Origin of the sequence: Paenirhodobacter enshiensis (assembly GCF_000740785.1) — a bacterium.
Taxonomy (GTDB): domain Bacteria; phylum Pseudomonadota; class Alphaproteobacteria; order Rhodobacterales; family Rhodobacteraceae; genus Rhodobacter; species Rhodobacter enshiensis.
The window spans coordinates 161,333-184,166 of record NZ_JFZB01000005.1; the positions used below are offsets into that span (position 1 = coordinate 161,333).

Sequence of the window (22,834 nt, forward strand, 5' to 3'; positions counted from 1 at the left end):
AAGAGTTGCGGTGTTCCGCAACTGTTACGCTCATGATTGAGTGTGGTTCACTCTGACGTACAGGTAATCGGCTTGCAAGGGCCGCAACGCCATGCTTTCGCCGCAGCTCCTGGAGCTCCTGCGCCTGTGGTGGCGCGATGCATGCCTTCAGGCCAAAAGGTCGGGGATAGATGGCTGGCGGGACAATAACGGTCGATTTCGCCGATGACAGAAACGAACGGGTTAAGACACCCCGCGACTGTCGATAGAGCGCGACGGCGAGCTGTAGTTCCAGAGTATGACCTGCGGAAACCGGCCAGTCGCTGTGCTACGAGCGAACGGCAGCAATCCAAATGCACGTTTCGATGTGGCATAATCTTCATAAATCACAATGGCTTGCGTTGGCGTGATCCGCCGAAGGAATATGGCCCGCCGAAGACCCTCTACAACCGGTGGAAGCGCTGGAGCTACAACGGCGTCTTCGCCCGGATCATGGTGGGCCTTGCCACTGAGCGCGCCGAACACAAGACGATCATGATCGATGCGACTTATCTCAAGGCGCACCGCACGGCATCGAGCCTAGGGGGCAAAAAGGGGGCCCGGGCGCCATATCGGGCGCACCAAAGATGGCATGAACACCAAGTTGCACGCTGTCGCGGATGCGAAGGGGCGGCCGATCGGGTTCTACATGTCCGCCGGACAGGTCAGCGATTATACCGGATCGGGGGCACTGCTGGGCAGCCTGCCGAGGGCGGGGTGGCTGCTCGCCGATAGAGGCTATGACGCTGACTGATTCAGAGAATCGTTGAACAACAATTGGATAAAGGTTTTCATCTGAGCCCGAAAGTCCCGCAAGAAGGTCGTCAAATACGACAAGCGCCACGACAAACGACGCAACCGCATCGAGATCATGTTCAGCCGTCTCAAGGACTGGCGCCGTGTGGCAACCCGATACGACTGGTGCCCGGAAACCTTCTTCTCCACGATCATGCTCGCTGCAACGGTCTTGTTCTGGCTGTGATCAAGAACGAGTCCTGAGCCTAGGAATGAGCTTTAAAGTGGATTCGAAATCCGCTCGATCACATTCGGAATGAGCGGCCGTGGCCCCTTGTGAGGCCGCGTAGGCGCCCGGTTCGAGACAAATGAACGTCACCCCGTCGCCGACAAGGTGAGCGTTCTTGAATTGGCAGCCGTAGACTAACAAGGCCTTTAGGGCCGGCTGGGCGGCACGTGATGGATTAGCCCCCTTAATAACACGTCGTGTTAACGCTGTAGCCAAGTCGACTGGATGTGCAGCGAATTGGGCGCGAAATCTGCCTCGTCGGAGCAGGCATGCTGGCGAGCGCATCGGCATAGGTTGCCCCGCGGAACGGAAAGCTGGGCATGCCACCGCCGGGGACGCCACACTGCAAGGTCATCGTATACCAAGTCACAGGGCCAGGTAACAAATCCGCCGCCAAGCCTCCCGCATTGGAATAGCTATTCGTCACACGATAAGGCTGACCGTGGCAGACCTCTTGGGCCTTCGCGAAGCATTTCGAGGTCTTCGACGTGCAGCGAACCGTGGTCAGTTCCTGCCCGTCTGGGGCCGTGACGGTTTCAGCGGAAGGCGACGCGCAGCTTGCGACGGCAAAGAACGCGACGATGGGTAGAAAACGCATGTAGACCTCGATGTCTTGGAAATCAGAAGGACGAAATTGGTGGAATGCGCGCCGGAAGGCTCTCTATGGACGACGACAAAACGTCCGGCGCACCGTCCCGCTGGTTAAAAGTCACGCGCTCGGGCATCCGATGCCACTGATCACTCTGTAGAGCGGCCACGGGAGCTGACCTGAAAGCAGCGCAGCGTTGAGCGGAGGAGGAGCAGCGTGGAAACCATGGGAAACGAGCCATTGGGGAAGGATCACCTGTTTCGCATAATTCACAAAATACTTCATAGATGCAAGTCCGGTGAAGCGGTTTTCGAGAGGAATGGAAAATGCCACCAATCCTCTGCTGGACTCCTTCGCCCGTGTTTTGCGACAGCGACGGCTTGCTGCAGGTCTGTCACAGGAAGAACTCGCTCATCGCGCGGGTTTGAGCATGCGCTATGTCTCGCTATTGGAGAGCAGAAAGCACATGCCCAGCCTCGATACGATGCAGGGGCTCGCTCGTGGGCTCGGCATGAGCTTGACCGACCTGGTGAGCGAGGCCGAAGCCGGTTTGCGTGACGGGCCCGAGACCTGACGCATTCTGGCCTGAAATATCAGGGATAGGTCGCAGAATTGTCCGCGGCGCCCCTGTCGGACTCAGCGCTTGCGCTGCCGCTGCATGTCGCGTCTGTTTTCGACAAGGGCTTCAGCGCGAGTGAATTCAGGGGTGCCACGTACCAGTTGATGTTCGTGGTAAGCCAACATCAAGGAGATCTCGTCAGAGGTGGTGGGGGCGTTGTCTTCGAAAGCCTCGAAGATCGCATCTTTACGTTCATCGTTCACCTTGCCGTAATGGGTCCATGTCACGGCTTCCGACGAGTGCCCAAGGTTCAGCGACCACGCTTTACGCTCTTCGGATGTTCGGCAGATTTGATCGCCCAGATGGACGAGTGTATGGCGGGCCGCGTGTGGGGAGTAACGACGGGCCGCATCGGAAGAGGCCAAACGAAAGGCTTCTGTCACCGCTGCAGCACTTGCCATCGGAGGGATCGGCTCGCGGTTTGGCGTCCTTGCTTGGGAGAGTGCTCTCAGTCCCGGAAACAAAGCGTCATCGGGGCCGAGGCCAAGCTCTTCGATTTCCATGACCCAATCTTCGAACACCTGACGAAACGGTTCGGTACGCGGAAACCAGTTCGAGATAAAGCTCTTGCCGTTTTTCGTGCGCATCAGCTTGCCGTCATGCCGCACACGGTGGCCAGTCATATCGACGTGGTGCAGGCGTACCGTCGTCAAAGCGTCCGCCCTGAAGCCTGAGATGAATGCAAAGGCAAACAACGCCCTGGCCCGACGATCTTTCAGTGTTGCAGAAGACATTCGGTCAAGCATCTCGGCCGCCTCGTCGATGGTCGGGAAGGCACGCGGCACGGTTTCGGACTTAGCCTGAAAACGACGAGGCAAGACGACGTAGTCTGGCAGGGCGGCCAGGTGGGCATAGTGCGGCTGCTTGCTCAACCAGCCAAAGAAGAGACGCAGATGCGATACCCTTTGCCGCAATGTTCCCAGTGACAAGTCATCGCCACGTGAGCGGATGATATGGTCACGCCAAGCCGCCGCGTCTTCCCTGGTCAGGTCTACGAAGGGCTTCCCGCCAACAAAAACTTCGAAAGCCCGGATTGAAATGAGATGCGCGTTGACCGTCTTCGGGTCGTAGCGCCCCGCGTACTTGATCCAGGAATAGAGGAGGCGATCATTGGCGCGGGAAAGCCTGTCGGGCGCGATACCTTTATCTTTCCCAATACAAGCCTGCGCTCGCGTATAATCTTCGACTATCGAGCCCAGGCTCGTATTGGTTTCGAGGGCGCTGCGGAGCTTGTCGTACTCTGTCTCACCCAGTAGCTTTGTCATGCTTGCCGCACAGTTGGGACAGGTGGCATTCGCCACGAACACGCCAGGCTTTTGCGGGGCAATCCTGATGGTCGAAAGCGTAGGAGCGACCCTAGCCTTGCAGCGCAGGCACTGAAATGCGCCAGGCGGGAGCGACTGTTTTTTTGGGGCGCAGACTTGATGAAAACGGATCAGGTCAGCGCCCCGGAAAACGTATGGCTGCCCTCGATCGGAGGGATCCAACCCACTGGCTACCCAGTTCGACACTGTGTTCCGGCACACTTTATAGAGGGCCATGACATCGTCGACGGAATAGACGCGATGTTTGTGCGGGCGCACACCGTGATAAGACCGGCTCATTTGGCAGTGCCGCCGGTTTGGATCTTACGGCGGCTGGCTTCGTAAGCCACGAGATCAGGCAGGGCCCAGCGCGAGGAGCCTGAGCCAAGCGAAAGCGGGGCCGGGAAGTCGGGATTATCCTTGGTCCACCGCCAGATCGTCGCGCGCGACACATCATACCGCGCGGCGACCATCTTGTCGGTCAGGTATCTGATCTCGTGGGGGTCCCAAGGCACGCCGTGCGAGGGGCATGAAGGGCGATCGGAATGAGATGCCCGCCCCACCCTGGCCGTGGCCGGTTTGGCTTTGCGTGCTTTCGTCTGCGCTGTGGTTGAGGTCTTCGAAGCAGGACTTTGTTCGGCCTGCGAATCGGAGAATGAGGTCGATTGGAAAAGATCGGGCTGTTCAGGCTTGCAAGACACAGGTCTACCCTTGCTGGGCAGTCCGATGCATCCTGCACATGACCGGTTGAGCGATATTATTACGAAGTGGGTCAGGTTAAGACGACCTGATCCGATGCACATCATGCTGCATCAGATTGAGACGTCGATGCAAGGAGAAAATCGTATTTCCCGGGCTCACAGCCTTACCATAGTGCAGATGTGGGGCTGGATGTGGGGCTGAAATCTGAATTTCGGCAGAAGATCCATCATATCATACGGATACGACAGTAAGTGGCGGAAGCGGTGGGATTCGAACCCACGGAACCTTTCGGTTCGCTGGTTTTCAAGACCAGAGCCTTAAACCACTCGGCCACGCTTCCGGCGCAGCTCCTCCCTACAGGGCGCGCGCGGCCTTGCCAAGCGATCGCGCCCGGGCGAGCAACACCAGGCACAGGCAAAGCGCGACAAGCGTCACTCCGAACACCGCAGCCGCCGCAGCGAAGACCGCCGGCGAAGGGCCGTAGTGCAGACTGCCATAAAGATAGACCGCCAGCGTGCTGACCTGTGGCGTCGCGAGGAACGAGGCGATCACCACATTGTCGAAGGCAAAGGTCCAGGCCATCACCCCCGCCGCCGCCAGCGCCGGCGCAAGCTGCGGCAGCACGATCAGCCACAGCACCCGCAAAGGTCCAGCCCCCAGATCGGCCGCCGCCGCCTCGATGGCCGGGTCGAGCGTCAGAAGCCGCGCCCGGACGATCAGCGCCACCACCGCGATCTCGACCGGGGTGATGCCCATGACCAGCGTCGCCATGCCGAGGGGCACCCCCGTCTCGGAATAGAACAGCAGAAGCGAGACCCCGAGCACCGATTCGGGCACGATCAGCAGCGTGTAGCTGAGCCCCGACAGCACCCGCCGCACCGTGACAGAAGGATGGCGCACCATCGCATGGCCCAGCATCGCGCCAACCGCCAGCGACAGCACCGCCACCCAGCTCGCCGAGACGAGGCTCGCCCAGACCGCGCGGCGCAGCGACAGATCGTTCCACGCGGCCGGAAACCACGCCAGTGTCAGGCCGGTGAACCGGGTCACCTGCTTGCCCATCATGCCCGTGTTGAACGCGTAAGCCACCCCCACGGCCAGCGGCAGCAACAAGAACAGCACCGTCAGCGCGTAGATCAGCCCGAGCGCCCCCGTTGCCGGCCCGCGCTTCATGGCCTGCCCCCGTCGAAGCCGCGCGTCGCCCGCGCAAGCAGCGCGACGATGCCCCCCACCGCCGCCAGCACCAGCACCGCCATCGCCGAGCCGAGGGGGTAGTTCTGCGCCTCCAGATATTGCGACGACAGCGCCTTGCCCATCAACAGCCCGCGTCCCCCGCCCAGGAGATCGGGCAGGATCATCTCGCCCATCATCGGCACCGCGGTCAGCAGAACCGCCGTCGCGATACCGGGGCGCGACAGCGGCAACGTCACGGTCAGAAAACTGCGCAGCGGACCGGCGCCGAGGTCACGGCTCGCTTCGGTAAGGGCCGGCGGCACGCGCTCGAGAACCACGAGGATCGGCACCACCGCGATCGGCAGATAGACGTAGACCATGCCGATGAATACCGCCGCCGGGCTGTTCAGCACATCGAGCGCACCACGGTGCAGATGAAGCGCGTTCAGCACCGCCTCGGCCAGCCCGCCGCGCGACATCACCATGCCAAGCGCCATCACCCGGATCAGGAAGCTCGCGAAATACGGGATCAGCACCGGCACCAGCGCGCGCAGCCGCCACCGCTCCGGCAACCCGGCGATGAACAGCGCGACCGGATAGGCCAGCGCGACGCACAGCGCCGAGCCCATGGCCGCGAACAGCAGCGTGCGCCCGAACACCGCAAGATAGAACCCCGACGCCGCCTGCCGGTAGTTGTCGAGCGTCAGCCGGTCGTCGATCCCGGCAAAGCTCGACCCGAGGAAGGACACCGCCACCGTCAGCACCAGCGGCACGACGAAGACCGCCCCCAGCCACAGCGCCGGGACGGCCGCCATCGCAGTCTCTGCTTGCAGACGGCGCGCCATCGGCTCAGCCCGCTGCGGCGGCCTGGATCTCGGTCTGCACGCGCATGTAGGTGCCGATCGTGTCCGGGTTCACCACGAAGGACGAGACCTTGGAGAAGTCGATGACCGAACCGCCGAAGATCATGTCGGCATCGGTCAGATCCGCCCCCAGCCGGCCGCGCAGCCCCTCGAGCGGCGCCGGGAAGCCGATGTAATCGGTCGCGGCCACCTGCACCTCCGGCAGAAGCTGATAGGTCAGGAACGCATAGGCCATGTCGCGGTTCGGCGCGTTTTTGACGATCACGTAATTGTCGATCCACAGCTCGGTCACCGGGGCGGGCAGCACCCATTTCAGCCCCGGCTTCATCGCGATGGCGCGCCGGGCCGTGCCCTGATCTGTGGTCGCCAGAACGAAGGTGCCGTTCGCCATATCCCCCGCCTGCAACCGCGAGAACGAGCGGATATGTTTCGCGAAGCCGATCAGGCGCTGACCCGCGGCCTCGATCTGCGCATTGGTCGCGCTGTTCCAGTCGAGGCCCTGAAGCCACAGTTCCGGCCCGATGGTCTCCCAGCCGGAGCCCGACATGCGCACCCGCCCCGACACCCCGGGCTTCGCACCGGCGGTGAAGAAATCCTCCCAGCTGGCGATCTCCATGCCCACCGCCTCGGGGTCATAAAGGATGCCGAGGAAGCCGTAATCCTTCGGGATGGAATAGGCATTGCCCGGGTCGAATTCTCGGTTCAGAAGCCCCGGCGTGATGACCGAGAAATCCAGCCGGCTGTGATCCAGCGGCTCGATCAGTCCGCGCTTCGCCAGCTGCGGCACCCAGGCCTGAGACGGCACCGCGATGTCGAACCCGGTCCCCGCCGGCGAGTTCAGCCGCGCGAACATCGCGTCGTTCGATTCATAGGTCGCGATGACCGGCTGCACCCCGCTTTGCTTGCGGAACCCGTCGAGACTGAGCGGGGCGAAATAATCGGGCCAGCTGTAGATCGTCAGCGCCGCCTCGCGCGCGGCGGCGCGCCCGGTCAGGGCGGCGGTGGCCGGCATGGCGGCAAGCCCCGAAAGGACGCCGCGGCGGGTGAGGGAAAGGCCTCGAGTCATGTGCAGTCTCCTTGTTCGGGTCGCCGCCCTGACCGGCCGGCACCCGTGGTCTCATGTGTCCGGCCGGTAAGCCCGCAGGGCGCCCGGCGCGAAGGTGATCGACACCGCCCGGCCCGGTGCCATCTCCTCCGGCACCCCGGCCCGCGGCACCAGCGTCTCGAAGCCGATTGTAGCGCCATCGGCCGGCGTGACCACGGCCCGCAGCCGCAGATTCGGCCCGATCGCCACACGATCGGTCAGCCGCGCCGGAATGCCGCCCGGATCGGGGACCGGACCGAAGCGCGTCGCCTCGGGGCGCAGGGTGACGGCGACGACATCGCCCGGCGCCAGCCCGGGGGCGACGAAGCCCGCCGGAAAGCGGCCGAAGCCCGTCTCCAGCATCCCGCCCGCGGCCAGCCGCGCCGCGAAACCGGTCGCGGTGCCGACGAAATGTGCCACCCAGCCACTCGCCGGCCGGTCATAGATCGCACCCGGGGTGTCGACCTGCTCAAACCGGCCCGCGCGCATCACCGCCATGCGGTCGGCCATGCCGAAGGCCTCGTCCTGATCGTGGGTGACGTAAAGGAAGGTCGCGCCGATCTCGCGCTGGATGCGGCGCAGCTCGCGCTGCATCTCGTCGCGCAAGCCCCGGTCGAGGGCGGCGAGAGGCTCATCGAGCAACAGAACCTCGGGCCGGTTCGCCAGCGCGCGGGCCAGCGCGACGCGCTGCTGCATACCGCCCGACAGTTCGGCCGGGGGCTGATCGGCGGCGGCCGACAGATGCACCAGCTCCAGCATCTCGCCGGCGCGGGCACGGCGCGCGGCGCGGCTCAGCCCCTGCATCCGCGGACCGAAGGCGACGTTCTCCAGCACCGTCATGTGCGGAAACAGCGCATAGCTCTGGAATACGGTGTTGACCGGGCGGGCCTCGGGGGGAAGGTCGGTGACATCGCGCCCGGCGATGTGCACACGGCCGGCGTCGGGTGCCTCGAACCCGCCGATCAGCCGCATCGCCGTCGTCTTGCCCGAACCGCTCGGCCCGAGCAGCGCCAGAAACTCGCCCCGCCGCACCGACAGCGACAGCCCGTCCAGCACCCTGCGCCCGTCATAGGACTTGCACAGCCCGTCGAGCGCCACCGCTTCGGGCGCCCCGGCAACAGGAGTGGACAGCTCTTCGGACACGCGATTCCGCCTCGGTTTCCGGCAAATTATAAGGCTCCGGGGCCGCCCGGGGAACCGCCCGATTACCGCCCCGGCGGAATAGCGGAAAAAACATGTATTCCCCGGGGCGGATTTGATGCGCATCAAAGTCGGACCGGCGCGCACCATGCCACAGTCTGCCCGTCAAGTAATGGAGAGACCCATGTCCAACACGCCGCACACCCTCGGGGAAGAGTTCCCGCAGCAGATCGAGAAGCTGCACGCCCTGAAGGCCAGCGATCCGCGCTTCGCGCAGCTGCTCGACGATTACGATGCGATCAACGACAAGGTGCACCGCGCCGAGACCCGCGTCGATTCGGTCGACGAGCTGGCCGAAGTCGAACTGCGCAAGCAGCGCGGCGTCATCAAGGACGCCATCGCCAAGGCGCTGGCCGAGGCCTGATCGCGCTCCGCAGTCATTTCAGACGGCCCCGGTTTTCCGGGGCCGTTGTCGTCTCAGATGCCCTCAGACGATCTCGTAGGGCAGCAGGCCGCGCCGATTCGGATCGACCTGGAAGTTGCGTTCCAAAGGCGGCATCGAGCGCTGCGGGCAATTGTTGCGCTCGCAGATCCGGCACGAGATGCCGATCGGCTGATAGGTGCGCGGGTTCGACAGATCCAGATCGTCGGCATAGACCACATCGCGGGCGTGGCTGATCTCGCAGCCCAGACAGATCGCGTAGCGCTGCACCGGCGCGGTAAAGCTGCCGCCCGATTTCGACACGTCGCGCGCCACGCACAGATAACGCACGCCGTCCGGCGTCTCGGCCAGCTGGCGCAGGAAGCGCGTCGGGGTCTCGAAGGCCTGATGCACGTTCCACAGCGGGCACGACCCGCCGAAGCGCGCGAATTGCAGCCGCGTGGCGGAATGGCGCTTGGTGATCGTGCCGGCCTGATCGACGCGCACGAAGAAGAACGGCACGCCCTTGGCGCCCGGGCGCTGCAGCGTCGAGAGCCGGTGCGCCACCTGCTCGATCGAGGCGCCGAACATGTCGGCCAGACGCTCCAGATCGTGGCGCGTGCTTTGCGCGGCCGCCAGAAACGGCGCGTAGGGCATCAGCGCGGCACCGGCGAAATAGTTCGCCAGCCCCACCTTCGCCACCGAACGCGAGATTTCGGACTGGAACCGCGCCAGATCGAGCGTCGCCTCGATCAGCTCGTTTTGCGTCACCAGCGCGACCTGATGCAGCATCTGGAACGCCTGAGTGGCGCGCGGCGCATGGGCCGACAGCCGCACCACCGCGCCCTCGCGGGTGCGGATCGCGGCGACATCGGCGATCTCGACCGACAGGCCGCGCCGGCCGAGAGCTTCGGTCGCCAGCCGGATCACGTCGCCGCGCTGGCCGTCCGGGCAGGCGAAACGCTCTGCCGCGTGGTCGATGGCGTCGATGTAATTGTCGCAATAGTGGAAGAAGTCGCGCACCTCTTCCCAGGGGCTGACGATGGTGTGCGGCGCACCGCGCCCAAGCGCCTCGTCGAGCGAGGCAAGCCGCTCATGCGCCTGCCGATAGGACCGGTGCAGCTCCAGAAACGCCCGCGCCAGCGCCGGCGCGTTCGAGGCCGCGAGCCGCAGATCGGCCAAGGGCGGCGCCACATCGGCGAAGACAGGATCGGCCAGTGCCTCGCGCATGTCGCTGACCATGCGCTCGGAATCGCCGGTAGACAGTTCCGTTATGTCGAGGCCGAATTCCCCCGCCAGCGCCAGCACCACCCCGGCCGAAACCGGGCGATGGTTGTTCTCCATCTGGTTGAGATAGGGCAGCGACACGCCGAGACGCTCGGCGAAGGTCTTCTGCGTCAGCCCGAGGCGCGCCCGGGTCTCGCGCAGTTTCACCCCGGCATAAAGTTTCTGGGGCGGCATCGGTGGCTCCTTTTGCAAAAGCTGCCATTGATTCGTCATAGCTTTGCAAAAGAAGGCCGTCAAACGGCGTGACGGCTCAGCGATGGCCGGTGAAGATCACTGCCGCCCCCGCCGCGATCAGCGCGAACCCCATCACCGTGCGCCAGCTGATCGCCTCGCCCAGCCAGAACGCCGAGAAGCCGACGAAAACGGTGAGTGAGATCACCTCCTGGATGGTCTTCAGCTGCGCCGCCGAAAGCGCCCCGTAGCCGATGCGGTTCGCCGGCACCTGCAACAGGTATTCGAAGAAAGCGATGCCCCAGCTGATCAGGACCACCACGATCAGCGGCGCCGAGCGGAACTTCAGATGGCCATACCAGGCCACCGTCATGAACAGGTTGGAACAGGTCAGCAGCAGGATCGTGACGAGAGGGGCGGGCAGCGACATCCTGAAACCTTTTCTGTTTTACTCGAGGAGATAGACGGCCAGAACGATCAGGGCCGAGGCCGCGAGACCGCACAGCGTGAACGCCCGGTTGACCCGCAACGCGATGCCGGTCGGGCCGATGCCGGTCAGCCGCCCGGTAACGATCGACATCGCCGAAATCGGCGAGGTCGCGATGGCGAAGGCCCAGGCGAGGCACAGCGCCAGCGCCAGCGCCTGCGGATGCGCCTGCCCCACCGGACCCGCTCCGAACAGCTGCACCACCAGAAGCATCACGATGGAATGCGGGATCATGATCGCGCCCGCCAGCGGCACCAGCACCAGACAGCCCAGAACCACCGCGACAGGCGGGATCATCCCGCCCGAGATCAGCGCCTCGATCCCGATGGCGCCAAGCGCCAGCGACGCCCCTGCCCCGATCATCGTCGCCGCCAGGAAGATCGTCGATTCCGAGGCCATGGAGGCCGTCGCCTGCGCCAGCCCGTCAAGCGCACCGCCCTTCGGCCCGCGCACCGAGGGCTCGACCCGCGACCACAGCACCGACAGCAGCGGCAGCACGATGCAGGCCGCGGTCAGGAAGCCCACACCCAGCAACCGGTGCAGCACCAGCGTCACCGCGATCAGCCCCGCCACGACCGCGAGCACGATCAGCAGCGCCCGTGCGCCGCCCTCGGGGGCGCGGCTTTCCGGGTCCGCCTGATCGTCGCGCGGAGCGAAGACCAGACTGCCCGCCGAAACGACCATCGCCACCATGAAGGACAGCATCAGAAAAAGCGCCGGATCGAGCGCCGGGATCGCCGCGGTCACGATGGCGAAGCCCACCCCGATCGGGTTCCAGATCGTGGCGAGCAGCGCGCCGCGCTCGACCACCAGCGTCACCGCACCGGCATCGACGCCGCTGCGCCCCTCGGCCCGGGCGCGGTCGGAATGGTCGCGCGCGATGTCATGCATCATCGCGATCACACCGAGATTGAACAGCACCGCCAGAAACTGCGCCCCGTAGGTCATCGCGGCAGAGCGCATCCGCGCCGGGCAGGCGAACAACCACGCGGCGGCGAGCCCGATCACCTTCGACGCCCGCACCGGCGCCCGGATCAGCCCGAGTGCGGTCAGAAACGCCGAGAAGGCCGTGCCCTGCATCAGCGCACGTCCGACCACCGGCCGCGCCTCGGGGGCGACGAGCAGGACCGCTGCGGCCACAATCGCCGCCAGCACCGCGAAGATCCGCGCCAGCCGCTGCACATGTCCGATCCGGATCGCCGCCAGCAGCACCGCCGCCACCGCCGCCACCCAGTCGAAAGCTTCCAGCGCCGGCAGATGCGGCTTGCCGACCTCGCCAATCACCAGCGCGGCAATCATCGCCACTGCGAGGATCGCGCAGATCCGCGCCGATACGGCCGCCCTTTGCGCACCGCGTTGCGCATCCATTTGCATCTTCAGATCATCCCTGCTGTCACGCTTCGCGCTTGTTGCGCCCCGGTGTATTCCCGCACCGGTCGAGGTCAACCCGCCGACATTGTCGCGATACAAGTTTTCGATATATAAAACCTATCAAAAATAGAGAATCAATCTATTTCATAAACACATCCACCACGGCTATGGTTGCCCTCGAAGGCCGGGGCGAGTCGCCCTGAGGCGACCTTCCCCGCCCGAAGCAGCGGATCAACCAAACCGAGGAGCAGACACAGATGTCCGTCATCAACACCAGGATCAAACCCTTCACCGCCTCTGCCTACAAGCAGGGCAAGTTCGTCGACGTCTCGGATGCCGACATCGCGGGCAAGTGGGCGATCTTCTTCTTCTATCCGGCCGACTTCACCTTCGTGTGCCCGACCGAGCTCGGCGATCTCGCCGATCATTATGCCGAACTGCAGAAGCTGGGCGTCGAGGTGTTCTCGGTCTCGACCGACACGCATTTCACCCACAAGGCGTGGCACGACAGCTCTGACACCATCGGCAAGATCGAGTATGCGATGATCGGCGACCCGACGCAGACCATCAGCCGCAACTTCGACATCCTGCGCGAGAACGAAGGCCTGGCCAACCGCGGCACCTTCATCGTCGACCCCGATGGCGTGATCCAGGCGATGGAAATCACCTCGGAAGGCATCGGCCGCAACGCCGCCGAGCTGGTGCGCAAGGTCAAGGCCGCGATCTACATCCGCAACCATCCGGGCGAGGTTTGCCCCGCGAAGTGGGAAGAGGGCGAAAAGACGCTCGCCCCGTCCTTCGATCTGGTCGGCAAGATCTGATCCCAACCCATCCGTTCTTACCCTGCGCCCCCCGGCGCAGGGAGCAAAGCCCCTCGCGCGTGTGACGTATGGCGCGGGGGCACCCTTTCCTGACATTTCCGGAGTCCATCATGCTCGACAGCACCATCAAGACGCAGCTCAAGGCCTATCTCGACCGCCTGACGCGCCCCGTCGCGATCGTCGCCTCCCCCGATGACACCCCCCGCTCGGCCGAGATGATGGAGCTGCTGACCGAGATCGCCGCGCTGTCGGACAAGATCACGCTCAGCCGCGACGGCACGGCCGAACGCCGCCCCTCCTTCGCGCTGACCTCGCCCGGCCAGAACATCCATATCAGCTTCGCCGGCCTGCCGATGGGGCACGAGTTCACCTCGCTGGTGCTGGCGCTGCTGCAGACGGGCGGGCATCCGCCGAAGGTCGAACAGGCGATTCAGGACCAGATCCGCGCGCTTGGCGGCGCCTTCCATTTCGAGACCTATTTCTCGCAATCGTGCCAGAACTGCCCCGATGTGGTGCAGGCGCTGAACCTGATGGCGGTGCTGAACCCCGGGGTGACGCATGACGCCATCGACGGCGCGGACTTCAAGGCCGAGGTCGAGGCACGCGAGGTCATGTCGGTGCCGACGATCTACCTGAACGGCAAGCTGTTCGGTCAGGGCCGCATGGGCCTGGAAGAGATTTTGTCGAAGATCGACACCTCGGCCGCCGAGAAGGAAGCCGCGAAGATCGCCGCGAAGGAGCCGTTCGAGGTTCTGGTGATCGGCGGCGGCCCGGCCGGCGCGGCGGCGGCGATCTATGCCGCGCGCAAGGGCATCCGCACCGGCATCGCGGCCGAGCGTTTCGGCGGCCAGGTGCTGGACACCAATTCGATCGAGAACCTGATTTCGGTGCCGCATACCGAGGGGCCGAAGCTCGGCACGGCACTCGAAACCCATGTGCGGGAATATGACGTCGACATCATGAACCTGCAGACCGCGAAGGCGCTGACGCAGGAGGGCGGGATGTTCTCGGTCGCGCTGGAAAGCGGCGCGGTGCTGAAGGCGCGCACGGTGATCGTGTCGACCGGGGCGCGGTGGCGCTCGATGAACGTGCCCGGAGAGCAGGAGTATCGCAACAAGGGTGTGACCTATTGCCCGCATTGCGATGGCCCGCTGTTCAAGGGCAAGCGCGTCGCGGTGATCGGCGGCGGCAACTCGGGCGTCGAGGCGGCGATCGACCTGGCGGGCGTGGTGGACCATGTGACGCTGCTGGAATTCGCCGATACGCTGCGCGCCGACGAGGTGCTGCAACGCAAGCTGCGCTCGATGCCGAACGTGGAGATCGTCACCTCGGCGCGCACCACCGAGGTGAAGGGCGACGGCGTCCGGGTGACGGGGCTCGCCTATGAGGACCGCACGACCGGCGAGATGAACGAGGTCCCGCTGTCGGGCATCTTCGTGCAGATCGGTCTTTTGCCGAACACCGAATGGCTGAAGGGGACGCTGGATCTGAACCCGCGCGGCGAGATCGTCATCGACGCGCATGGGGCGACCTCGATCCCCGGGGTGTTCGCGGCGGGCGATTGCACCACGGTGCCCTACAAGCAGATCGTGATCGCCATCGGCGGCGGGGCGACGGCCTCTCTCGCGGCGTTCGATCATCTGATCCGGGTCACCGCGCCGGCGGCGGAAAACGCCGCCTGAGGCCGGGTTCCGGGGGGACGGGAGGAGGGGGCTCTGCCCCCGCTGCGGCGAGCGCCGCAGCCCCCCGGGATATTTGAGGAAAGCCGAAAGAGGCCGCGATGACGCTGCGCGAACTGCAATATCTGGTCGAACTGGCCCGGCAGAAGAATTTCCGCCGGGCTGCCGAAATGTGCAACGTGTCGCAGCCGACCCTGTCGACGCAGATCCGCAAGCTGGAAGACGAGCTGGGCGTGGTGCTGGTCGAGCGTGGCGCACGCAAGGTGGTGCTGACTGCAGCGGGCGAGGAGATCGCCGCCCGGGCCGAGCGGATGTTGCGCGAGGCGGCCGACATCCGCACCATTGCCGCGCGTCACAGCGCCCCCGAGGCCGGGCGGCTGCGCCTTGGGGTGTTCCCGACGCTCGGTCCTTATCTGCTGCCGGCGCTGGTGCCGCGGATCGCCGCGCGCTTCCCCCGGCTGGAGCTGCAACTGGTCGAGGAAAAGAGCGACCTGCTGCTGCAAAAACTGAAAGCCGGGCAGATCGACGCCGCACTGCTGGCACTGCCGGTGTCGGACGATGCGCTGGAAACGGTGGAGCTGTTCGACGAGCCCTTCGTTCTGGCGGTGCCGTCCGAGCACGCGCTGGCCGGGCGCGCGGATGTGGTGCTTGACGATCTGTCCGGGCAGAAGCTGATGTTGCTGGAAGACGGGCATTGCCTGCGCGATCAGGCGGTCAGCCTGTGCCATCGCTGGGGCGCGGACGAGACCGCCGGCTTTCGCGCGACCAGCCTGGAAACCCTGCGCCAGATGGTGGCGGCCGGCATGGGCATCACGCTGCTGCCGGCCCTGTCGACGCGCGGACCGCTGGCCGAGAACGCCAATCTGCGACTGCTGCCGTTTCGCGACCGGCCGCAGCCCGGGCGCACCATCGGGATGCTGTGGCGCCGGTCCTCGGCGCTGACGCCGGTGTTGCGCCGGGTGGCGAAAATGGCGAGTGAGGCAGAAATCGCGCTTCTGGCGCCGGCGGCATGATCGGGACGGACGACATGCTGGGTCTGATCCTGGCGGGCGGACGCGCGACGCGGATGGGCGGCGGCGACAAGGGACGGCTGGCGCTCGGGTCCGCGACGCTGGTCGAGAGCGTCATAGGCCGTCTGAAGCCGCAGGTCGGTGCACTGGCACTGAGCGCGAATGGCGATCCGGCGCGGTTTGCCGATCTCGGCCTGCCCGTCCTGGCCGACAGCGTGCCGGGGCAGCCGGGGCCGCTCGCCGGGATTCTCGCGGGGATGGATCTGGCAGCGCGCGAGGGCCGCAGCCATGTGCTGAGCGCGGCCGCCGACACGCCCTTCCTGCCGCCGGATCTGGCGCAGCGCCTGAGTTTCGGGCTCTCCGAAGCCCCTGTCGTCATGGCCGCGAGTGCCGGGACGGGCCGCCCGATCCGCCAGCCGGTGATCGGTCTGTGGCCCGTCGCGCTGCGCGAGGATCTGCGTGCGGCGCTGAACGAAGGGGTCTCTAAGGTCGGTCTGTGGGCCGGACGGCACGGCGTCGTGCTCGCGGTCTGGCCAACCGATCCGGTCGACCCGTTTTTCAACGTCAACACGCCCGAAGACCTCGCTATCGCCCGCCAGATCGCCCGGGGCTGAGGCGCGGCCCCGGTCCGTCGGGACATGCGTCCGCCGGACCCCCAAAAGGCAGTCATTATTCGGATATACCCGTCAAATTTTGGAATTATTTACCGGAATTATCGGACAAGATTCCAAAAATATGGAAAATTTCCCGATCAGGCGTAAATAGAGACTGTCACACAGCAATGGAGACCGACATGGGTCTGCGCATCAACGATATTGCCCCCGATTTCACTGCCAACACCACCGATGGCGAGATCAGGTTTCACGACTGGCTTGATGGCCATTATGCGATCCTGTTCTCGCATCCGCGTGACTTCACCCCGGTCTGCACCACCGAGTTCGGCTCCGTCGCCTCGCTCGCCGCGGAATGGGCGAAGCGCAACACCAAGGTCATCGGCGTGTCCGTCGACTCGGTCGAGGAGCACAAGAAGTGGAAGGCCGACATCGAGAAGCTGTGCGGCAGCCCGGCCACCTTCCCGATCATCGACGACACCTCGCTGACCGTCTCGAAGGCCTATGACATGCTGCCGGCGGATTACTATCTGCCGCAGGACGGCCGCACCCCGGCGCATTCGGCGACCGTGCGCACCGTCTACATCATCGGGCCGGACAAGAAGATCCGTCTGACGATCAGCTATCCGATGTCGGTCGGCCGCAACTTCTCGGAGATCCTGCGTGCCCTCGACGCGATCCAGGCCACCGATGGCGTGCCCTTCGCCACCCCGGCGAACTGGCAGCCCGGCGACAACGTGATCCTCGCGCTCTCGGTCCCGACCGAGGAAGGCGAGAAGAAGTTCGGCACCGTCGACATCAAGCTGCCCTATCTGCGCTTCGTCAAGCAGCCGAAGTGATCCCCCGATCCGGGCCTCCCCTCCCGGGGGCCCGGCGCTGACAGGTTCAGTGCCGGGCCCGTCCGAGCGCAAAAGCAAACCCCGGCCGGGATCGCTCCCGCCGGGGTTTTGCTTTGAAAGCTGTCTGTCGCGGATCAGCCGTTGTCGGCGGCGCGGTAGATGAAGCCATAAGTCGGATAGACGTCGCCAAGCGTGTTCGGAACCGATTCGACGCGCACCGCCGACCAGTCGTTGCGCGGCGAGACATCGACCACCGCCATGTTCAGCGACACGCGGTTCTTGCGCCAGTTGGCATGATCGACGAGGATCTTGCGCGAGTTCACCACCTGCGACACCACCGCGACATGGCCCATCGGCATCTTGTTGGTAGCGCGGAAGTTCAGCACCGAACCGACGACCGGGGTCTTGCCCTTGGCATAGCGATTCTCGGCAGCGGACCACCAGTTCTTCGCATTGCCCTGCAGGTTGATGCCGGTCACCTCACGGGCGAAGGGCACGCACCACAGCCGGCTGCGGGTGCTGCGCACATCGGCGGTGCTGGCGACGGCGGCCTTCACATGCTCAGGCGCGACGGCGGAATGATGCACACCCGACGCCGAGGCCAGCCGAGCAGTCTTCGCCACGGTGGCCTTTCCGGTCTTGCTCAGGCTCGCCTTGCCGGTGGCAGCCTTGCCGGCGGGTGCCTTGGACGAGACGGCCGCCAGATGCTTGCTGCTTTTCGAGGTAGTCTGTGCGGCGGATTTGGCATTCGCCGGCTTCGCGGCCGGACGGGCCTTGATGGACACCGACGGACGCGGCAGCGGCGAGGCGGATTTGCCGGACGTATCGGCGACAGCGGCAGAGGGCGACGTCAGAGAAAACGCCATCCATGCCCCGAACAAGGATGCCAGCAGCCGCTTTTCGATGCCCATTCCAGTCTGTCCCATCTGGTCGATTGCGCGCGCCCTGCTGTGTTGCTTTTTGAGCGCGATTTCCTTTTTTCAGATTACGGCGGCGTTGCAAACCCTCGGTTTCAACCGGCGGCGGAATTCCGCCACCCGGCCGGCCGGTTTCGCCCGAAATTCGCGCAAAATCCGCTGGACTCGGCAAGTCGCGCCGCAAAAAGGACCGATCCGGCCCCATAATATGTCGCACAAAGACATGAAACGCCCGGTCAAACTAACTATCAAGGCATTGTATATGAATGATAAAAAATGAAGCTGCATATTTCTCAGGCGCACTGAACGGGACATGTGCGTTTCACAGGCAAAAGGCGCTTTTTACAGCAGATTCTGAGCCAAAACGCCAAAGGGCGGCCCGAAGGCCGCCCTCGTCACTCCGTCCAGCGCTGCGAGGACTCAGTTCAGACCGAGCTGACCGCGCAGCGTCGACAGGTCTTCGGCAAGGGTGTTGACCTTGGTCGCGAGAACCTTGCGGTCGGCATCGCTCAACTCGACATAGGACACGTAGCCACCATCCTTCTGATACTTCTTCAGGATGGCGCCCGCCTCGGCGAAGTTCGCGTCGACTTTCTTGACGAAGTCCGGGTTCTTGTCGGCGATCAGCGGACGGAACAGGGTGTAAATCTTCTGCGAGCCGGCGAAGTTCGCGTCGAAATCCCACAGATCGGTGCGGGAATACCGGTCTTCCTCGCCCGAGATCTTGGTCGCGGCGACCTCTTCCATCAGCGCGGCGGCACCGCCCACGACGACTTCCGGCGGGAAGGTCAGACCGTTGATCCGCTCGTTCAGCGTCTTGATATCCTTCAGAAGCTGGTCGGCGTAGCCCTGAATCTCGCCGGTCTTGCCCTCGACCCACAGGCCGTATTCGATGCGGTGGAAGCCGGTGAAGGTCGGATCGGCTTCCTTCTGCTCGAAATCGTCGGCCCGCGCGTCGATCGAGCTGTCGAGATCGGCGAACAGCTCGGCGATCGGCTCGATCTTCTCATAGCTGGTGCGGGTCGGGGCAAACAGCGCCTTGGCCTTGGCGACGTCATTCGCCTTGATCGCGGCAACGAAGGCCTCGGTGTCCTTGACAAGCTGCTCGGTGTTCTCGGCCACGTAGATCTTGTAGTCCGCCAGCGGGGCCACCAGATCGAGAGACGGATCCGCCGCGAAGGACTGGGCCGTCAGCCCCGCCATCAGAATCAGCGCCAGTGCCGTGGATTTCAGAGTGTTCGCGACCATGTCGGTCTCCTTCGGAAAGTGTGGAAACTGGCTGGAAGTCAAAGGCTTCTGGCTGCGGAAACGAGCGTCGAGCCAAGGTAATCCCCCGGCCCCGACACCCCCGGCAGCACGAAGAAATAGCCGCCGCCGAAGGGTTTGAAATATTCCTCCATCGCCTCGCCGTTCAGCCGGCTCTGCACGGTGATGAAGCCCATGCCGAGATCCGCCTGATAGCAGATGAAGATCAGTCCCTGGTCGATCTGGCCGTTCTTCAGCGCGCCCGAGGTATAGTTGAACGGCCGGCGCAGGATCAGGTTGGCCTCGGTCTCGGGGGTGCGCGGGTTGGCGCGGCGGATATGCGACAGGAAGGAGGTCACCTTGCCCTCCGGGTCCTTGCTGTAATCGGGCACGTCACGCTCGGTCGCGTTCGGCCCGCCATCGAGCGGCGCGCCCGAGATCTTGCGCCGGCCGAAGTCGCGTTCCTGCTCCTGCAGCGGGGTGCGGTCCCAGTGCTCCACCTTGTTGCGGATCAGCCGCACCACCTGATAGCTGCCGCCGAGCGCCCAGCCCGGTTCGCCGTTCTCGGGGGTGACCCAGACCACCTGGCGCATCTTCGCCTCGTCGGTCGAATCCGGGTTGCCCGAGCCGTCGCGGAACCCCAGCAGGTTGCGCGCCGAGGGCGTGGTGCCATCGGCGGCGGGCTTCGCCTGCGGCACGTCGCCCGGCATCATCCAGTTCATCACCAGATATTCCGACAGCGACTTCATGATGTCGCGCAGCGCATGAATCGCGGTGTCCGGGGTATTGGCGCAGAACTGCAGCGACAGATCGCCATGGCACAGCGCGGCATCGAGCGCGTCGTTCGGGAACTGCGTCATCCGGTCGAGGGCATTGGGCTTCAGCGCCTTGCCCCAGTCGGTCTTCTCGAAGAAGGAATCGCCCAGACCCACCGTGACGGTCAGGTTGTCGGGCGCGATGTCCGGCCCGAGAATCCCCGAATCCTCCGGCGGCAGCTTCGGATCGCGCATGGCCACCGCGCCGCCCGCCGTCAGGAAGGCAATCCGCGCGGTCAGCAGCTTCATCATCGTCTCGAACTGGTCGAGATCCGTCGCCACGATATCGAACGAGGCGATGATCCCCGCCGCCGGGCGCGGGTTCACGATGCCCGCCTGATGCGCGCCATAGAACGGCACGCGCTGCGCGCTGGTGTCGGCGTCCGCCTTCGGCGCATCGCCCACCATCGGCGCGGCCGCCACCTGCCCGGCCCCGATGACCGAGGCGACACCCGCCCCGACCCCGATCCCGAGACCCTTGAGAAGGTCGCGCCGGCTGGTGCCGGCCTGCGCGATGTCGTCACCTGGCTTGTTCAACTTGCTCATGTCAGTTCAGTCCGATCACGTCTTGCAGTTTGGAAAGCGCCGCTGCCAGCGCCGTCAGGTCGCCGGACAGCGCCTGACGCTGCTCGGCGGAAATCGTATCGTAGGGCGGATAGGCCCCGCCCTGTTTCAGCGCCGTCAGATCGGCGCGGCTGCGCTCCATCGCGGCACCGATCTGCGCCTCGAGGTCCGGATTGACCGAGGCCACCACCCCGCGCAACAGCCCGGTCAGCTTGTCGAGGCCTTCGAGGCTTGCCTCGAACTCGGCCAGATCGGTCTTCGCATAGGCATCGTCGCCCGTCGGAACGTGACTTTGCGCCAGCTGAGTCGCCATATCGCCGGGCAGCGCGATCAGCAACTGCGGATCGAGCGGTGCCTGCCGCAACCGGGTCTTCAGCGCCTCCAGATCCGTCACGAGCTGCGCCGCGACAGGGGCGAGACCTTCGGTCGTGCCCTGTGCGAACAGCCCGTATTCGATGCGGTGATAGCCGGTGAAAGCGGGATCCTGCTCACGCCCGGTCAGATAGGCGGCGCGCGGGTCGATGCGGTTCTCGAGATCCGAGAAGCGATAGGCCAGCGCCTCGATCCGGCGATAGGGCAGCCGCGCCGCCTGCCAGGCCGCCTGCGCCGCCGTCACGTCGCCCGCCGCGATGGCCGCCTGCAGGGTCTGCGCCGCGCTCAGCGCCGCGTTGCCCTGCATCGCCAGATAGACCCGGTATTCCGACAGCGGACCGAGGAACTTGCGCAGCGTCACCTCGGAGGCGGCTGCGGCCGCCTCGTCCGAGGGCGTCACCACCAGCGTGCCGCGCGGGTTCGACAACAGACCGCAGGCCATCTGATAGGTGCCGGGTGCCAGCTGCACCGACAACGTGGCGCGGAACCCCGGCGCGATGTTCTCGCGCTCGGCCAGCACCAGAACGCCGTCGAGGATCTCCCACTCGATCGGCCGATCCGAGGCGTTGACGATCTCGAAGCTGCGCCTGCCGCCCGGAACGGTGATCTGGTTCGGCTGGCAGGCGGTGGCGGTGATGGTCACCGTGCGATCGGCGGCCTGACCTCGGGTCGTGGCCGCGGTCTTCGAAGCGGCATACCAGAACGCCCCGCCGCCCGCGACGGCCAGACAGGCCGCCGCCGCAACGGCCCAATACAGATGACGGTTCGGCGCGACAGGGGTCTCAGACATCGGACAGGCTCTTGTTTGCCGGAGCGCGCGCCCCGGCCGGAGAAGACGACACCGGGCGCAGGAACAGCCACAGCGCACCGGCAAGGAAGATCAGATAGACGGCGACTTCGCCGAGCGTCGGCGCATCGCGATAGCCGAACAGGCCCGACAGCACGGTGCCGAGGGGGCCTGTCTCGGGCAGGACGCGGCCGAGATCGTAGACGATGCCCTGCAGCCCGTTCCACAGCCCCGCCTCGTGCAGCGCCTTGACCGAACCGGCCAGCAGCCCCGCCGCGACGAAGATCACCAGAACCCCGGTCCAGCGGAAGAACCGCCGCAGGTCGATGCGCAACATCCCCGCGTAGATCCCCCAGCCCGCCACGGCCGCCAGCAGCACCCCCAGAAGCGCCCCCAGAGGCGCCATCGCATCCGGGCTCTGCTGGAAGATCGCGAGTAGGAAGAACACCGATTCAAGGCCTTCGCGCGCCGTCGCGAGGAACACCATGCCGATCAGCGCCCAGGTGGCGCCACGGCCGGGCTCTGCCAGGGCCTCGTCGATCCCGGCGTGAAGATGCACCTTGATCGAGCGCGCCGCGCGCCGCATCCAGAACACCATGCCCATCAGCACACCGACGGCGAGGAAGCCGATGACCGCCTCGAACAGCTCCTGTGCTTTTTGCGGAAAGCCGGCCGAAACCAGCTGCAGCGCCGCACCGGCGAACAGCGACAGCGCCACCGCGAGGAAGATGCCGATCCACACCGCCGGCAGCCAGGCACCGCGCCCGGTCTGCCGCAGGTAGCCCGCGATGATGCCCACGATAAGGGCCGCTTCCAGCCCCTCGCGCAGCATGATCAGAAACGGTGCCAGCATTTCATGCCTTTCCAAGACCGAGATCGCCCGCGGGATACCCCACGTGGCTCAGGCCGGAACCGGCCCTG

The 22,834-nt window shown here is 65.1% G+C and carries 21 protein-coding genes, 1 tRNA gene and 1 pseudogene; 9 read left to right on the forward strand and 14 right to left on the reverse strand.

Translation table 11 applies throughout. The annotated features are described in order from the left end of the window. Positions 1-348 precede the first annotated feature (348 nt). Both CG50_RS16460 and CG50_RS03675 read left to right on the forward strand, forming a co-directional pair. Positions 349-1,000: pseudogene (locus tag CG50_RS16460) on the forward strand (IS5 family transposase); the annotation flags it as partial. A 950-nt stretch (positions 1,001-1,950) separates the two neighbouring features. Then, positions 1,951-2,205, forward strand: a complete 255-nt coding sequence (locus CG50_RS03675) for a helix-turn-helix domain-containing protein (RefSeq protein WP_036635350.1) — start codon at positions 1,951-1,953, stop codon at positions 2,203-2,205. A 62-nt stretch (positions 2,206-2,267) separates the two neighbouring features. On the opposite strand, the gene CG50_RS03680 is transcribed toward CG50_RS03675, so the two are convergent. The 6 genes from CG50_RS03680 to CG50_RS03710 form a co-directional block, all read right to left on the reverse strand. Continuing rightward, positions 2,268-3,515, reverse strand: coding sequence for a tyrosine-type recombinase/integrase (locus CG50_RS03680; protein WP_036635352.1), 1,248 nt, complete (start codon positions 3,513-3,515; stop codon positions 2,268-2,270). A gap of 993 nt (positions 3,516-4,508) precedes the next feature. Next, positions 4,509-4,596 (reverse strand) — tRNA-Ser (locus CG50_RS03690). A 14-nt stretch (positions 4,597-4,610) separates the two neighbouring features. Continuing rightward, on the reverse strand, positions 4,611-5,429 hold the full coding sequence (locus CG50_RS03695) for an ABC transporter permease (protein ID WP_036635354.1): 819 nt from the start codon (positions 5,427-5,429) through the stop codon (positions 4,611-4,613). Next, positions 5,426-6,244 carry an ABC transporter permease gene (locus tag CG50_RS03700; RefSeq protein WP_051909450.1) on the reverse strand — a complete coding sequence of 273 codons (819 nt, stop codon included), beginning with the start codon at positions 6,242-6,244 and terminating at the stop codon, positions 5,426-5,428. Before CG50_RS03700 ends, CG50_RS03695 begins: the two co-directional genes overlap by 4 nt. A 34-nt stretch (positions 6,245-6,278) precedes the next feature. After that, positions 6,279-7,358, reverse strand: a complete 1,080-nt coding sequence (locus CG50_RS03705) for an ABC transporter substrate-binding protein (protein WP_036635356.1) — start codon at positions 7,356-7,358, stop codon at positions 6,279-6,281. Positions 7,359-7,409: 51 nt separating this feature from the next. Continuing rightward, positions 7,410-8,519 (reverse strand): ABC transporter ATP-binding protein, encoded by a 1,110-nt coding sequence (locus tag CG50_RS03710; RefSeq protein ID WP_245615586.1) that lies wholly within the window; start codon positions 8,517-8,519, stop codon positions 7,410-7,412. Positions 8,520-8,700: 181 nt separating this feature from the next. Here CG50_RS03710 and CG50_RS03715 point away from each other — a divergent pair, with 181 nt between their 5' ends. After that, the gene (locus CG50_RS03715; RefSeq protein ID WP_036635358.1) at positions 8,701-8,940 is read left to right on the forward strand and encodes a YdcH family protein; all 240 of its coding nucleotides are present in this window, start codon (positions 8,701-8,703) and stop codon (positions 8,938-8,940) included. A 63-nt stretch (positions 8,941-9,003) separates the two neighbouring features. Here CG50_RS03715 and CG50_RS03720 read toward each other — a convergent pair whose 3' ends face one another. The 3 genes from CG50_RS03720 to CG50_RS03730 all read right to left on the reverse strand — a co-directional run bounded on the left by CG50_RS03720 (position 9,004) and on the right by CG50_RS03730 (position 12,250). Next, positions 9,004-10,398 carry a helix-turn-helix domain-containing protein gene (locus CG50_RS03720; RefSeq protein ID WP_036635362.1) on the reverse strand — a complete coding sequence of 465 codons (1,395 nt, stop codon included), beginning with the start codon at positions 10,396-10,398 and terminating at the stop codon, positions 9,004-9,006. Positions 10,399-10,474: 76 nt separating this feature from the next. Then, positions 10,475-10,825 (reverse strand): DMT family protein, encoded by a 351-nt coding sequence (locus tag CG50_RS03725; RefSeq protein ID WP_036635364.1) that lies wholly within the window; start codon positions 10,823-10,825, stop codon positions 10,475-10,477. Between the two features lie 18 nt (positions 10,826-10,843). Continuing rightward, complete coding sequence (locus tag CG50_RS03730; protein WP_051909454.1) at positions 10,844-12,250, reverse strand: hypothetical protein; 1,407 nt, start codon at positions 12,248-12,250, stop codon at positions 10,844-10,846. Positions 12,251-12,510: 260 nt separating this feature from the next. Here CG50_RS03730 and ahpC point away from each other — a divergent pair, with 260 nt between their 5' ends. The 5 genes from ahpC (at position 12,511) to CG50_RS03755 (ending at position 17,213) form a co-directional block, all read left to right on the forward strand. After that, positions 12,511-13,074: an alkyl hydroperoxide reductase subunit C gene (ahpC, locus tag CG50_RS03735; RefSeq protein WP_036635366.1), complete on the forward strand. Its 564-nt coding sequence runs from the start codon at positions 12,511-12,513 to the stop codon at positions 13,072-13,074. A gap of 110 nt (positions 13,075-13,184) precedes the next feature. Next, positions 13,185-14,756 carry an alkyl hydroperoxide reductase subunit F gene (gene ahpF, locus CG50_RS03740; protein WP_036635367.1) on the forward strand — a complete coding sequence of 524 codons (1,572 nt, stop codon included), beginning with the start codon at positions 13,185-13,187 and terminating at the stop codon, positions 14,754-14,756. Between the two features lie 98 nt (positions 14,757-14,854). Then, positions 14,855-15,766, forward strand: coding sequence for a LysR substrate-binding domain-containing protein (locus tag CG50_RS03745; protein WP_051909456.1), 912 nt, complete (start codon positions 14,855-14,857; stop codon positions 15,764-15,766). A 14-nt stretch (positions 15,767-15,780) separates the two neighbouring features. Continuing rightward, positions 15,781-16,377: a molybdenum cofactor guanylyltransferase MobA gene (mobA, locus tag CG50_RS03750; RefSeq protein WP_036635878.1), complete on the forward strand. Its 597-nt coding sequence runs from the start codon at positions 15,781-15,783 to the stop codon at positions 16,375-16,377. Positions 16,378-16,556: 179 nt separating this feature from the next. Further along, entirely contained in the window at positions 16,557-17,213 is a 657-nt protein-coding gene (locus tag CG50_RS03755; RefSeq protein WP_036635879.1) for a peroxiredoxin, read from the forward strand. Between the two features lie 134 nt (positions 17,214-17,347). On the opposite strand, the gene CG50_RS16150 is transcribed toward CG50_RS03755, so the two are convergent. Continuing rightward, the gene (locus tag CG50_RS16150; RefSeq protein WP_245615588.1) at positions 17,348-17,998 is read right to left on the reverse strand and encodes a CHAP domain-containing protein; all 651 of its coding nucleotides are present in this window, start codon (positions 17,996-17,998) and stop codon (positions 17,348-17,350) included. Here CG50_RS16150 and CG50_RS16805 point away from each other — a divergent pair. Beyond that, positions 17,991-18,410, forward strand: a complete 420-nt coding sequence (locus CG50_RS16805) for a hypothetical protein (protein WP_169743345.1) — start codon at positions 17,991-17,993, stop codon at positions 18,408-18,410. The two genes, CG50_RS16150 and CG50_RS16805, sit on opposite strands and share 8 nt — an antisense overlap. Positions 18,411-18,550: 140 nt before the next feature. On the opposite strand, the gene efeO (CG50_RS03765) is transcribed toward CG50_RS16805, so the two are convergent. From efeO (CG50_RS03765) to efeU, 4 genes are read right to left on the reverse strand one after another with little or no spacing between them, the layout of a single operon-like run. Next, a complete protein-coding gene (efeO, locus tag CG50_RS03765; RefSeq protein ID WP_275452230.1) occupies positions 18,551-19,420 on the reverse strand; it encodes an iron uptake system protein EfeO in 870 nt (289 codons plus the stop codon). After that, positions 19,417-20,736 (reverse strand): iron uptake transporter deferrochelatase/peroxidase subunit, encoded by a 1,320-nt coding sequence (efeB, locus tag CG50_RS03770; RefSeq protein WP_051909459.1) that lies wholly within the window; start codon positions 20,734-20,736, stop codon positions 19,417-19,419. Before efeB ends, efeO (CG50_RS03765) begins: the two co-directional genes overlap by 4 nt. A gap of 1 nt (position 20,737) precedes the next feature. Then, positions 20,738-21,916, reverse strand: coding sequence for an iron uptake system protein EfeO (efeO, locus tag CG50_RS03775; RefSeq protein WP_036635370.1), 1,179 nt, complete (start codon positions 21,914-21,916; stop codon positions 20,738-20,740). Continuing rightward, positions 21,909-22,766, reverse strand: coding sequence for an iron uptake transporter permease EfeU (gene efeU, locus CG50_RS03780; protein ID WP_036635373.1), 858 nt, complete (start codon positions 22,764-22,766; stop codon positions 21,909-21,911). The genes efeO (CG50_RS03775) and efeU overlap by 8 nt, the downstream gene beginning before the upstream one ends. Between the last annotated feature and the right edge of the window lie 68 nt (positions 22,767-22,834).